The sequence below is a fragment of the Singulisphaera rosea genome (genome assembly GCF_054877945.1).
This window is the reverse complement of record NZ_JBTYIP020000017.1, coordinates 20,955-34,451: the sequence shown is the minus strand read 5'-3', so window position 1 is coordinate 34,451 and position 13,497 is coordinate 20,955. Positions and strand designations below refer to the sequence as shown.

Below are 13,497 nucleotides of genomic sequence, written 5' to 3'. Positions count from 1 at the left end.
CGCATTCAGGAAGGCGGACCGAGACGATGAGTCGCATGAGCTTCCTCCCGACGACTGGCCAGGCATCGGCCCCCTCCTCGACGGAGGAACGGCTCCTGCGGATCAAGAAGGAGCTGCACCAGAAGCTGATCTCCGACATGGACCTGTCGGCCATCGGGACGATGGACGAGAACGAGTTGCGCGAGGAGGTCCGCCGGGGGGCCGAGCAGCTCTGCCACCAGCACAACGACCTGCTCAGCCTGTCGGAGCGGGAACGACTGATCGGCGAGGTCCTCGACGAGACGTTCGGGATCGGCCCGCTCGAGGCGCTGATGCGCGACCCGACGGTCTCGGACATCCTGGTCAACGGCCCGAAGTCGGTCTACGTCGAACGCCGAGGGCGACTGACCAAGTCGGACGTCGTCTTCAACGACGAGAAGCACCTGATCGAGATCGTCCGGCGGATCGTCAGCCGGGTCGGGCGCCGGATCGACGAGACCTCGCCGTTGTGCGACGCGCGCCTCCCCGACGGGTCGCGCGTCAACGCGGTGATCCCCCCGCTCGCGCTGGACGGTACCTTGCTCTCGATCCGGCGCGCCGGCAAGTCGCCGCTACTCATCAACGACCTGCTCGAGAAGCGGGCGATGACCCCCGAGATGGCCGACTTCCTGTCGGCGGCCATCAAAGGGCGGATCAACATGGTCATCTCCGGGGGGACCGGGTCGGGCAAGACGACCCTCCTGAACGCCCTCTCGGCCTTCGTCCCGGAAGACGAGCGCGTGGCGACGATCGAGGATGCGGCGGAGCTCCGGCTCCAGCAGCCCCACGTCGTGCGCATGGAGACCCGCCCCGCGAACATCGAGGGGGAGGGGATGATCGGCACCCGAGACCTCGTCAAGAACGCCCTGCGTATGCGGCCCGACCGCATCATCGTCGGCGAGTGTCGCGGGTCCGAGACGCTCGACATGCTCCAGGCGATGAACACCGGCCACGACGGCTCGATGACCACGATCCACGCGAATGACACCCGGGACGCCATCGGACGTATGGAGATGATGGTCGGCATGGCCGGTTTCGACCTGCCGATCTGGATCATCCGTCGTCAGATCGCCTCCGCGGTCCAGGTCATCGTCCAGGCGGCGCGGTTGTCGGGGGGCGTCCGGAAGATCATCAAGATCTCGGAGATCGTCGGCATGGAGGAGGACGTGGTCAGCATGCAGGACCTCTTCGTCTTCAAGCAGACGGGAGTCGACGAGGACCGCGTGGCGCAGGGCTACCACTTCTGCACGGGCATCCGCCCCAAGTGCCTCGACACGCTCGAGTCGGCCGGCGTGAGGCTCCCGATCGAGATGTTCGAGCGTCGGATCCTCTCCGGCCAGCGCCAAGGGGAGATGCCGCGATGAACCCGATGATCGTCGTGGGGCTGGCGGCTGCGACGGCGATCGCGTTCGTGGTGGCCATCTACCAGGTCCTCTCCGACCTCTTCCTCCGGGACCGGACGCGCGTCAACGACCGCGTCGACTTCGAGTTCCTCAAGAAGAACGTCGCCGCGAAGGCGAAGAAGTCGCCCCTGTTCAAGAATCTCGACCTGATCGCCGCCGAGGCCATCGCCGACGAGGCCCCCTCGGGCCTGAAGGAGCGGTTCGAGATCATGGTCGAGCAGTCGGGGCTGAACATCACCCCCGTGCGGGTTGTGTCGATCGCGGTCGTCCTGGCGGTGGCCTTCGGGATCGTCGGGAGCCTGGTCCGAGGCAGTCCGCTCGACGCGTCGCTCGCCGCGCTCGCCGGCGGCATCGTCCCGATCATCCTCGTGAAGCGGAAGCGAGACGGCCGGATGGAGAAGCTCCGTTCGCAGCTCCCCGAGGCCTTCGACCTGATGGCCCGCGTCGTCAGGGCGGGGCAGAGCCTGGGACAGGCCCTCCTCGGGGTCGCCCAGGAGTTTCCCCAGCCGATTTCCACCGAATTCGCCTACTGTTATGAGCAGCAGAACCTCGGCCTCTCGCCCGAGGTCACCTTCCGCGACCTGACTCGTCGCACGGGCGTCATCGAGCTCAAGATCTTCGTCCTCGCCGTCCTCGTCCAGCAGCAGACGGGCGGCAACCTCGCCGAGCTGCTGACCAAGCTCGCCGCGGTCGTGCGCGAACGGTATCTCATCCGGGGGACGATTCGGTCGCTCACGGCCGAGGGGCGGATGCAAGGCTGGATTCTCGCCGCCATGCCCCCGGTGATCCTCCTCGTGCTGTTCGTGATGAATCGCCCGTATGCCATGGTCCTCTTCGAGCACACCGACCTGCTGCTCGGGACGCTCGGCTTCGAGGTGCTCGGTATCCTCTGGATTCGGAAGATCGTCAACTTCGACTTCTGAAAGGCCCGACCATGGATCCGGATCGGTTGATCATCGTCATCATCTTCGTGATGGCCGCAGCGTTGGCGGTCGTCGTCGGCCTGCTCGTCACGGGACGTCAGCGGAAGCTCGACGAGCGGATCGGCGAGCTGTCGGGCCACATGCGCCGGAGCGAGAAGCCCGAGACGGTCAAGCAGATGGCCCGGGCCGCCCTGCCCAAGCTGGGTAAGGTGATCGTCCCCGAGAACGAGGCGGAACGTACCCAACTCCGCGCCCGGCTGATCCAGGCCGGCCTCTATCAACGCCAGGCGATGCACATCTTCCTCGGGGTGAAGCTGTCCCTCCTCCTCCTCGCGGTCATCGCCGGGGCCGGCCTCACCTCGACGGGCCTCATCCCGGTGCTCCACGGGATGATCGCGTCGCTCATGCTCTTCATCGCCGGGATGATCGGCCCGAGCTTCTGGCTCGATCATCGCAAGAGCAGCCGACAGCTCCTCATGCGTCGGGCCTTGCCCGACGCCATGGACGTCCTCATCATCTGCCTCGAGGGGGGCCTGAGCTTCCAGAGCGCCCTGAAACGGGTCGCCGAGGAGATCCGTTCGGCCCACGCGCTGCTCGGTCACGAGCTCCGGATCGTCGACCGCGAGGTCCAGCTCGGCCGTGCCCCCGGCGAGGCCCTCCTCCACTTCGCCCAACGGACCGACCTCGAGGAGGCGCTCAGCCTCTCGACGGTCATCAGTCAGTCGGAACGCTTCGGGGCCAGCCTGGTGAAGAGCCTCCGGGCGCATTCCGACACCTTGCGGGTCCGCCGCAAGCAGCAGGCCGAGGAGCGGGCGCAGAAGGCCGCGACCAAGATCCTCTTCCCGACCCTGATGTGCATCTTCCCCGCGATCTTCGTGATCCTGCTCGCCCCCGCGATCTATCAGATGATGAGCGCGTTTGCGGGCGACCAGCCGACCAGCCCCTCGTCGAGCAGGAGCATCGCCGAGTCCGCCGCCCGGCCGTGACCCGACCGTCTATCGCGAAGAGTCCGCCGGGATGATCGCGGAGGTACGGGCCAGGCTGGGGTCGAAGCGTGCCTTCGGCCCCGGAATCCCGGCGATGGCCTTGACCGGGATCGGTTTGCCTCCGTTCATGGCGACCATGGTCGCCCGCATCCCCTCCTGGGCCACCGGCAAGGAGGGCTTGGCCGCCAGCGCTGCCGCGTAGGCCTGCTTGGCGTCCTCGAAATGGCCTTCCATGGCGAGCACGAGGCCGAGGTTCGCCTGCGCGTCCGCCCTGTCGCAGCCGGCGCGGGCGAACTCGGCGAGGGCGCCGGCCTTGTCGCCCTGGCGGGCCAGCACGAGGCCGAGGTTGGTGTGGCTCCGGGCGTGTCGCGGTTGCAGTGCGATCGCCTTCCTCAGGTAGTCCTCGGCATCGGACCAGCGGCGCTGGAGATAAGAGCTGTAGCCGAGGTCGCAGAGGATCTCGGGGTTCTTCGGGTCGAGCTTCAAGGCGCGGGCGAAGTGCTGGCTCGCCTCCTTCGTCGCCCCCCTCTGATCGGCGAGGATCGCCAGGCGCTCCTCCGCGTCCGATCGCTTCGGGTTCTTCTTCAGGGCGTCACGATAGGTCGACTCGGCATCTTCGAGGTTCCCCGACCCCTCGAGTGACCGCCCGAGCGCAATCTCGACGTCGGCTGCTTGTCGTTTCGAGACCTTGGAAACGGGCCCCGAGTCCAGGAGCCCCGCCGAGTCGTGCTCCGGAGTCCGATGAGAGAGTTGGCTGCATCCGGCGAATAGCAGCGGAGCGATCGCCAGGGCGAGACTCATTCGTTTGCAGAGCTCGCGTAGGAAAGGCATGTTCGCTCGCCTTTTTGTTGGCTGGGACGAATGGATGATTCCCGCGGACGACAGACGACTCGAGAGACTGGGTCAGCTCATGTGGCACCCGGCGTATGAACATCGTTGCACCGACGACCCATTCATCGCATGGATTGCACCCCTTCAGCCGATCGGGTCAAACCCGGACGGTCACTGGCCGGGGAGGATGCCGGAGACGCTGTTGGTCACGCCGCTGGGGCTGTTCACCCCGTTGAAGTTGAGCGGGATCGGCGGCCCGTATTGCTGGGTCCGCGTGAGCGTGTTCGCGCCGACGATCTGGGCGTCGTTGCCCGACATGCCATAGGGCAGCGGGAGGCCGACGAGGATGCGGTCGGGCGTGATCGGGAATGGTCCGCTGGCCAATTCGGCGAGGACCGCCTCGCGCCTCGCGACCGCGAGCGTCGGGTCGTTGGCCGTCCGCTCGATGATCAACGGGTAAGGGCTCGCGGCGAGCTGCGCGGCGAGCTTGTAGAGCTGGTCGCGACCCCGAGTGCTCAGGCGTCCCGACCCCGCTTCGAAGTCGTAGTCGAAGAGTGTGAGTCGGGCGGAGGCACCATTCGAGGCCATCGTGCGGCCGAATTCGTAGAGCGAGGCGCCCAGGGGCCTCGGGGCGAATTCCTCGGGATAGCCCGCGACCTTCCCCTGGAACCGGCGCCAGTGCCAGGATCGGGTCTTCTTCGGGACGGCGTGCGGGCCTCGGCGTTCCAGGGCGACCGGGTCGGTCGGTCCGGGGGCCCACGTCGAAGGGACGCCTTCCAGCGGTACCTCGACCACCGTGGGCAAGGGACGGACGATGGATGGTTGGTCCGTCGGTGGGGCGACGACCAGGGGCCGTTCGAGGGGGATGATGCCCGGCGAAGTCGGGATCGGGAGCGGGAGATCCTCGGCCTTTGCGCGACCGGCCGGGATCACGCCCAGGATCAGGCCGGCGAACACGTAACGGCGTTGGGACGTCGACATCGCCAAGCTCCTCCGCGAGGCCGGGGCCGATGAGGGCCGAGACCTTCCCGTCATTTCTGATATCCCGAGGGGCCGATCAGGTACTTCCGCTCCACCAAGGCGGGCCGGACGAGGTGGAGCGGGTCGTCGTAGGAGGTCGTCGACCGGCCATCGATCCCGGTGCGTCCCTCGATCCGGTTCATGAAGAAGAACTCGAGGTCGTTCGGCTCGACGTATTCCTCGCCCGGGGTCGGCGGGATCTGGCCCGGTCTCATCGGCTCGACCAGGTAGGGGGTCACGAGCACGACGAGCTCTTTTTCGATCCTCGTGCTCGTCGTGTTGCTGAAGAAGGCGCCGATGTAGGGGAGGTCGCCGAGGCCCGGAATCCTCGCGGTCTGACCCGAGAGGGTCAGCTGCATCAACCCGGCGATCGCGAGCGTCTCCCCCTGTTTCAGCTCGACGGTCGTGTGCGACTTGCGGGTGTTCAGGCCCGGGACGGGGCTGCCTCCGGGGACGAGGGTCGTCGCGAGCGTCGCGTCGACGGTGCTGACCTCGGGGTCGACGGTCAGTCGGATCGTGTCGTTGTCCTCGACGATCGGGAGGAACGCGAGCCGGACGCCGAACTCCTTGAACTGGACGTTGATGCTCGACCCGCCCGTCCCCCCCGCGGAACCTGCCAGGACCGGCACGGGGAACTCGCCGCCGGCGAGGAAGTTCGCCTGGTGGCCGTTGAGCGTCACGAGGTTCGGCTCGGCCAGGATCTTCAGGATGTTGTTCCGCCGCAGCGCCGCGAGGATGGCGTTGAACTGGCCGTGTGAGAAGGTGCCGAAGACCGTCTGCGTCGACAACGTCAGGTCTCTGGAGTCCTGTGGGATGAGGACGTTGTTGCCGTTCCGGAGCCCGTACGTCGTGCTGCCGATCTGCCCGGGGCCAAACGTGGCCCCGGCGATCTGCGTGCCGAAGAGGCTGCCGAACTGGGGGATCGACGCGAGGAAGTCGGCCCCGATCTGGCGGAAACCCGTCCGGTTCAATTCGGCCACCCGGACCTTGAGCAGGACCTGCTGCGAGGTCGGTACCCGGATGAGGTTGATGACCTGGACCTGGTTCGTCGCGAGCTGGTTGGTCGCGATCGTGCCGGGGGTGATCTGGGTCCCTCCGACCCCTCCCATCGCGAGGCCCATGCCCGACCCACCGGGGAAGGCCCCGGGAACGCTCCCCGGGAAGACGCCAGGGCCCCCGGCCGGGTTCTGGAACCCTTGCGCATCGGTCCCATTCCCCGAGACCTGGGCGTTGGGGTCGGCCCCCTGGATCACGTTCTGGACGTTCCCGATCTGCCCCGGGACCATCACCCGCTGGATCGACCGGACGTAGCTGTCGATCACCGAGAGGATCCGCATGACCTCGCCGGCGTCGCGCGCCTCGCCCTCGACCACGATCTTCTCGCGAAGCTGGGTCAGGGTGAGCCTGGCGTCGGGGAACATCTTCTTGAGCTGGGCGTCGAGGAAGCTGAGGTCGCCGATGACCTGGAGCTCGTAGTCGTAGGTCTTCCCCGACGAGGTCGTGATCGTGAGGTCGGTCGTCCCCAGCCGCTTCCCGATCAAACGGAGCTGGCGCGGTCCGACCTGGAAGAAATCGGCGACCGTCGGGTCGCCCACGGCCAGGAACGGCGCGGGCTGCCCGGCTGCGGCCAGGTCCTCTTTGAGCGTGAGGAATCGCCCCTGGCCGACCTTGATCTCGATCAGCGACGAGGGCCCGGACAACTGGTCGACGATTCCCGAGTCCTTGGGCTTAGCCAGGGTTACGACGGGTCCCGACGGGGCGGGCTTGCCATCAACACGAAATCGAGGAGGAGGCGGGGGTGGGGGGGACGGCGGCGGGATTCGTACCCCCTCCTGCGCCCCCGCACTCCCGGCCCAGGCCGCGAGCAAGAGGAACGCCACGAGGACGTACCCGAGCCGGAAATGGCCGCCCCGAACCTCGAGCGTTTTCGGGGATAGTCCTCGCATCATTCCGGGTCTCGGCCGCAATAACGATAGAATCGTCAAGGTCCTACGCGACCCTTATCGGCCGGATCGCCTCCGCCTCTGAAGGATGGATGCACAATCCGTGGGGAAATGGTGCGGGTGCGGGTGCGTCCGGGCGTGCATGCAGGCGTATGGCGGGGAAGACGTGGTCGATCTGGTCCTTGGCCAAGGATTCGACACGGATTGAGAATGGAGGGGCTATCAACAGATATCGCAGATTGAAAACAATGAAATAATACGTGTAGATCTATTGATTTTTTTTGTGAAGGGCATCGAAGCCGAAGGTGGGCATTCGGCGAATTGCTGTTAGTTTCTGTCTCGAACCCCGGTTTTTGTTGGAAACCGGGTTTCGGGACACGGCTTCCGAGACGGGCTCTTGGTGCGTCGGGACCCGTATCCCTCGTCAGTCCCCTCCTTTTTCGGGCAGGACCTCGTAGTCGACGCCGTCTCGCGACTCTCCGGGGCCGAGGGGCAATGTGACGTACGTCCCGAGGGGGGCCTGGAAGGGGTCGATCCAGAAGGGGGCGACCTGGATGCACTGTTCGGCCGGGCGGAGGAATTTCAACTCGTAGGTTCCATCGGCGCGGGTCCTGGTGGTCGGGTCGTCGTACCGGTTTTCGAGCCGGTCCGTGGGGGTGGCGCGGATCTCCCGTCCTGCGATCGGTCGTCCCTGGGGATCACGCACACGGCCGCGTACCGTGGCGGGGCGTGTCAGGCGCATCAGGATGATGCCCACCTCCTCGCCGGGTTTGGTCCGGAATGGGGCCCGCACGCCATTGGACCAGTGGCGCCACTCGCCGTACCTGCCGTCGTGGACGACGAGGTTGTAGTCGCGATCGGGGCTGGCCGGCAGCCACATCTCGAAGCGGCCGTCCGCGTCGGATCTGAAGCTGAAGCGAGTGTCGCCGGTCAGCGAGTTTCCCGTCCCGGTCATGGCGGGTGCGACGATCGCCCCGGCGACGGGCTTACCGTTGGGATCGATCGCCCGCCCTTTGACGTGGACGCCTCGTTCGAGGGAGATCGTCACGGGTTTCATGCCGGGGTGGACCGCGAAGTCGAGGTCGTCGAAGTTGCGCTGGAAGTCTCGGGATTTCTGGAATCGGCCCCAAACGCTGAGACAGTCTTCGGACCACCATCGCGCGTAGCCCCTGGCTTTGATTTGGAACCGGGGGTACTTGCCGGGCGGGACGTCACGGATCTCGATCCGGCCGTCGGCGTCGGACATCCCGTCGAGCTCGGGCTTGAGCCAATGGCTCAGTCGCACGCCCGGAATCGGCTTGCCCGACTCGCTGTCGAGGATCTGGGCGACGAATCGGATGCCCGGCTGGAGCGTGATATCCTTCGCCGAGGCCTGTCCGTACTCGAGCATCTCGCGTAGGCTCGCGACTCCTCGACCGGGCGCGAGGACTCCGATGGTGAACTGGCCAGGCTCGAGATAGAGCCGGTATCGGCCATCTTCGCCGCTCGACGTTTCGGTGTAGCAATCCGGGAGGATATCCCCGGCGCTTTTTCGAGGCACGGGTTCGGCCCGTAATAACGCCCGAGGGACGGGCATCCCGTCGAGGGCGAGGACTCGGCCTTCGAGGTAGGTTGAGTTGCCGAGGACGACCACCCATTCGGGTCGATCGGAAACCTTATCGAGATAGAAGTGGGTTGCGTAACCGTCCTTGCGAAGACGGATTGTGATGGCCTCACGTTTGGGCATGGCCTCGAACCGGAATCGGCCGTCCCGATCGGTCCGGGTCACGTGCCCGGGCTTCCAGTGCCACGCGTCGGCCTCGACCCCCTCGATCGGCCGGTTCCTGGCATCGACGACCCTTCCCGACAGGACGCCCACCTCGGGTTCCTCCCAGGCGTGGGCCTGGCACACCCAAAAGACGGCGACGCACAGGCCCAGCAGGACACTCCGACGAACTTGAGAACGGTGGCTCCCGCCCATCTCGTCCCTCCGCCGTGCTCTGTGATGGGGCCATGATTCCTCGGATGGCCGTGGCGATCTCCGGTGGTGAGCGTAGACGACGTGGGATCAACATACAATCCGCCGGTGGCCGGATCGTCCTCCGGAGGAAGTCCCGTCGACGATCGGGCAACGGATTGTAAGAGGACTCGAGGAGCTCGAGAGGAGAGGGCGGCGAGGTGTTGATCGGGAGGACCGGAGGTCCGCAACGCGAGGCCGCCGAACACAGCCCGCCCCGGGGGAGGGGGCCATGTTCGGCGGGTGTCAGCACGCGGTCCCATTTATGGGCGTTCAGCCCGCGGGGAACGGGTTCCGTTCGGAGAAGCCGCTCTGGTGCCAGTAGGGGTAGGCCCGGGTCGTGGCGCTCGCGGCGTCGAGCTTGGCGACCTGCTCGGGGGTGAGGTTCCAGCCGACGGCGCCGAGGTTCTGGCGCAGTTGCTCCTCGTTGCGGGCGCCGATGATGACGTTGGCGACGGAGGGGCGCTGGAGGAGCCAGTTGAGGGCGATCTGGGGGACGGTCTTGCCGGTCTCCTTGGCGACCTCGTCGAGGGCGTCGACGACCTTGTACACGTACTCGTCCGGGACGGGGGGGCCGATGTCGGTCACGGTCTTGTTCTGGAGGCGGCTCGTCTCCGGCAAGGGCTGGCCTCGGCGGATCTTGCCGGTCAGTCTCCCCCAGCCGAGCGGGCTCCAGACGACGGCGCCGACCTTCTGGTCGACCGCCAAGGGCATGAGCTCCCACTCGTAGTCTCGGCCGATCAACGAGTAATAGGCCTGGTGGGCGACATATCGCGACAGGCCGTAGCGATCCGAGACGGCCAGCGACTTCATCAGGTGCCAGCCCGAGAAGTTCGAGCACCCGATGTATCGGAGCTTGCCGGCACGAACGAGGTCGTCGAGCGTGCCAAGGGCCTCCTCGACGGGCGTGACGGCATCGAAGCCGTGGAGTTGATACAGGTCGATGTAGTCGGTGCCCAGACGCTTGAGGCTCGCGTCGACCGACCGGATCAGGTGATGGCGCGAGGATCCGACGTCGTTCGCCCCTTCGCCGAAGCGGAAGGTGCTCTTCGTCGAGATGATGACCTGGTCTCGGCGCCCTTTGATCGCCTGGCCCAGGATCTCCTCGGCCATCCCTTTCGAGTAGATGTCGGCCGAGTCGAACATGTTGAGCCCGGCCTCGAGGCAAACGTCCACGAGGCGAGTGGCCTCGGCGACGTCGCTCGAACCCCAGGCCTTGAAGAATTCGTTGCCGCCGCCGAACGTGCCGGTCCCGAGACTCAACACGGGGACCTTGAACCCCGAACCGCCGAGTTGCCTGAATTCCATGGTCGTCGACTCCAGTCCCATCGTCGTGTTCAAGGTGTCCCTCAGGCGGTCTTCACGGTCCGCTCGAGGAAGGGGTAGTCAGTGTATCCGGCGGGCCCCTGGGCGTAGAACGTCGAAGGGTCCGGTGCATTGAGCGGGGCGTCCGTCGCGAACCGGAGGGGCAGGTCGGGGTTGGCGATGAACTGCTGGCCGAACGCGACGGCGTCGGCCTCGCCGGCCTCGAGGACCTGCTCGGCGGTCGCCTTCGTGAACTTCTCGTTGGCGATGTACGTGCCGCCGAAGGCCGCCTTGAGGGCCGGGCCGATCCGACGCTCGCCGAGCGACTCGCGGGCGCAGAGGAAGGCGAGCTTTCGCTTGCCGAGCTCCCTGGCGACGTAGCCGAACGTCGCCAACGGGTCGGAGTCGCCCATCGAGTGGGCGTCGCCTCGAGGGGCGAGGTGCATCCCGACCCGTTCCGGGCCCCAGACCGAGACGACCGCGTCCGCGACCTCTAGCATCAATCGGGCGCGGTTCTCGATCGGGCCGCCGTAGGCGTCCGTCCGCTTGTTCGAGCTATCCTGGAGGAACTGGTCGAGCAGGTAGCCGTTGGCGCCGTGGATCTCGACGCCGTCGAAGCCGGCGAGCTTGGCGTTCTCGGCGCCTTGCCTGTACGCCTCGACGATGCCGGGAAGTTCGCCGATCTCGAGCGCCCGGGGCGTCACGAACGGGGTCAACGGACGGATGAGGCTCACGTGACCCGTCGGGGCGATGGCGCTCGGGGCCACCGGCCGCTCGCCGTCGAGATACCTCGGGTCCGACATCCGCCCGACGTGCCAGAGCTGGAGGAGGATCCGCCCGCCGGCCGCATGGACCGCGCCGGTGATGTGCTTCCACCCGTCCACTTGCCCTGGGGACCAGATCCCCGGGGTGTCGGGATACCCCACGCCCATCGGCGTCACCGACGTCGCCTCGGTCAGGATCAGGCCCGCCGACGCCCGCTGGGCGTAGTACTCGGCCATCATCGCGTTGGGGACCCGCCCGGCGCTCGCGCGACAGCGCGTCAAAGGAGCCATGAGGATCCGGTTGGGGAGCGAAAGGGCACCGATCGTGATCGGGTCGTTGAGCCTGGGCATCGAGAAATCCTCGGTCCGCGTCACAGGGATCCCTGGAGGCAACGCCACGGACGGCCTCTGGTCCTGACCCAAGTTTAGGGAGTTCGTAAACCCTGAACAAAAGGACGAAGGCCTGTTTTGGCCACGGGTTGAACACGGATAAGAGAAGAGATTCATCCGCGGATGACGCAGATGTTTAGAAACTTTGGATTCGATCCGAGTTAGTCCGTGGCTCCTGTGGATTGATTGTTGCAGGATGAATTTTTAGTGAAAAGATATTGATTTTATTGTAAATATTGGTTCGATCTCGCTTGAGAATTGATTCTTTCGTTAACGTCCCTGATTGTCGAAACCCTCCCTTGGCCGCTAGGGTACGAGTCGAGGGCCCGATGCGGGGACCTGCGCGGACCAATTGGAGGCGAACGTAGCGTATGAGCGTTCCAAAGCGTTGTCGCGTATCGTTATTCGCGGTCATAGTCCTGGTGGGGGTTGGCCCGTCGGCGCCTGCCTCTGCGGGCGAGGTCGGCAAGGGCAAGGAGGCCGTGACGTTCAACAAAGACGTCGCGCCGCTGGTCTATCGGAATTGCTCGTCGTGCCACCGGCCGGGTGAGGTTGCTCCGTTCTCGCTGCTCGACTATCGGGACGTGAGCAAGCGGGCCGAGCTCATCCAGGCCGCGGTCGAAGCGCGGAGCATGCCCCCGTGGCGCGCCGAACATGGCTTTGGGCATTTCTCCGACGAGCGGCGGTTGACCGACGAACAGGTCGCGACGATCGTCCGGTGGGTCAAGGACGGTACCCCCGAGGGGGACGCGGCCGACCTCCCGACGCCCCCGACGTTCACCGCGGGCTGGCAGCTCGGCGAGCCGGACATGGTCGTGAAAATGGCCGAGCCCTTCGCGTTGGCCGCTGAGGGGCCCGACCTCTACCAGTGCTTCGTGATCCCGCTGCAGATTCCGAAGGGGAAGTATCTCCAGTCCGTCGAGTACCGGCCAGGGAATCGGAAGATCGTCCATCACGCCGTTCTGACACGACTGCCGCACAAGATCGCCCAGGCGAAGCTGGACGCCGGCGACGGCAAGAGCTTCGCGAGCGGCCTGGCGCCTCCCGGCGAGTTGCTGCCAGGCCCGCTCGCCTTCTGGACCCCCGGGATGGAGCCTCGGCCCTTGCCCGAGGGTTATGCCGCCGGTTGGGCCGACGGCAACGACCTCGTGTTGCAGCTCCACCTCCACCCGAGCGGCAAGCCGGAGACCGAGCAGTCGGTCATCGGGCTCCACTTCACCGATCAGAAGCCTCGGGGACGCCTCAACATCGTGGTGATCAACGACGAAGGCCTGAGCATCGACCCCGGCGCCGCCAAGTTCGCGGTCGATACCGCGAAGACGCTCCCGGCCTCCATCGACCTCTACGGCATCTTCCCGCACATGCACCTGATCGGCCGGAGCGTCAAGGTCACGGCCAAGCTCCCGAACGGCTCGGTCGAGCCGTTGATCTCCATCGGCGACTGGGACTTCAACTGGCAATATTACTACCGATACGCCACGCCCCTCCGGCTCCCGGCCGGGACCCGGATCGAGGCCCACTGGACTTTCGACAACTCCGCCGACAACCCCGCCAACCCGAGCCACCCCCCGAAGCGCGTCACGTACGGCGAGCAGACGACCAACGAGATGGCCATCCTGATCATGGATGCGATCGTCCAGGGACGTCCCGCTCGGAAGCCGGCCTCCACGGAGTCCGGGCCTGGCAACGCTTCCAAGCCTTGAACGACTGTCGCGAACCCCGGCTTCTCCGCAAAGCCGGGGTCCACAGGGGGAAGGCCTTGGTGATGTCGTTTCCGACCGGCGGACGCGGGCCACGACCATTCCCCTCCCTTGCCCGACTGGCCCTGGTCCCCCTCGGAGAATAGGAACGGTCCTCGCCTGGGTTGCGACTCCCTCGACATTCCCGATCGACCACTCGATTCCTCCTTGTCCGATCC

Annotated in this window: 10 protein-coding genes; 4 read left to right on the top strand and 6 right to left on the bottom strand. The window is 66.2% G+C overall.

Going from position 1 to position 13,497, the window contains the following annotated elements; genetic code table 11:
- Positions 1-35: 35 nt before the first annotated feature.
- The 3 genes from ACYOEI_RS24960 to ACYOEI_RS24950 are packed head-to-tail and all read left to right on the top strand — an operon-like array spanning position 36 to position 3,330.
- Positions 36-1,382 carry a TadA family conjugal transfer-associated ATPase gene (locus tag ACYOEI_RS24960; RefSeq protein WP_462852347.1) on the top strand — a complete coding sequence of 449 codons (1,347 nt, stop codon included), beginning with the start codon at positions 36-38 and terminating at the stop codon, positions 1,380-1,382.
- Positions 1,379-2,344: a type II secretion system F family protein gene (locus ACYOEI_RS24955; RefSeq protein ID WP_462852346.1), complete on the top strand. Its 966-nt coding sequence runs from the start codon at positions 1,379-1,381 to the stop codon at positions 2,342-2,344. Before ACYOEI_RS24960 ends, ACYOEI_RS24955 begins: the two co-directional genes overlap by 4 nt.
- A 26-nt stretch (positions 2,345-2,370) precedes the next feature.
- Positions 2,371-3,330: a type II secretion system F family protein gene (locus tag ACYOEI_RS24950; protein WP_462852345.1), complete on the top strand. Its 960-nt coding sequence runs from the start codon at positions 2,371-2,373 to the stop codon at positions 3,328-3,330.
- Positions 3,331-3,339: 9 nt separating this feature from the next.
- Here the strand turns inward: ACYOEI_RS24950 and ACYOEI_RS24945 are convergent, their stop codons facing one another.
- From ACYOEI_RS24945 to ACYOEI_RS24920, 6 genes are all read right to left on the bottom strand, one after another.
- A complete protein-coding gene (locus tag ACYOEI_RS24945) occupies positions 3,340-4,161 on the bottom strand; it encodes a tetratricopeptide repeat protein (RefSeq protein WP_462852344.1) in 822 nt (273 codons plus the stop codon).
- Between the two features lie 171 nt (positions 4,162-4,332).
- A complete protein-coding gene (locus ACYOEI_RS24940) occupies positions 4,333-5,142 on the bottom strand; it encodes a hypothetical protein (RefSeq protein WP_462852343.1) in 810 nt (269 codons plus the stop codon).
- A 50-nt stretch (positions 5,143-5,192) separates the two neighbouring features.
- Positions 5,193-7,130 (bottom strand): type II and III secretion system protein family protein, encoded by a 1,938-nt coding sequence (locus ACYOEI_RS24935; protein WP_462852342.1) that lies wholly within the window; start codon positions 7,128-7,130, stop codon positions 5,193-5,195.
- A 418-nt stretch (positions 7,131-7,548) separates the two neighbouring features.
- Positions 7,549-9,084 (bottom strand): carboxypeptidase regulatory-like domain-containing protein, encoded by a 1,536-nt coding sequence (locus ACYOEI_RS24930; protein ID WP_462852341.1) that lies wholly within the window; start codon positions 9,082-9,084, stop codon positions 7,549-7,551.
- Positions 9,085-9,393: 309 nt separating this feature from the next.
- On the bottom strand, positions 9,394-10,428 hold the full coding sequence (locus ACYOEI_RS24925) for an aldo/keto reductase (RefSeq protein ID WP_462852340.1): 1,035 nt from the start codon (positions 10,426-10,428) through the stop codon (positions 9,394-9,396).
- Positions 10,429-10,469: 41 nt separating this feature from the next.
- A complete protein-coding gene (locus ACYOEI_RS24920) occupies positions 10,470-11,540 on the bottom strand; it encodes an alkene reductase (protein ID WP_462852339.1) in 1,071 nt (356 codons plus the stop codon).
- Positions 11,541-12,061: 521 nt separating this feature from the next.
- Between ACYOEI_RS24920 and ACYOEI_RS24915 the strand changes: the two genes are divergently transcribed.
- Entirely contained in the window at positions 12,062-13,282 is a 1,221-nt protein-coding gene (locus ACYOEI_RS24915) for a c-type cytochrome (protein WP_462852338.1), read from the top strand.
- The last annotated feature ends 215 nt before the right edge of the window (positions 13,283-13,497 follow it).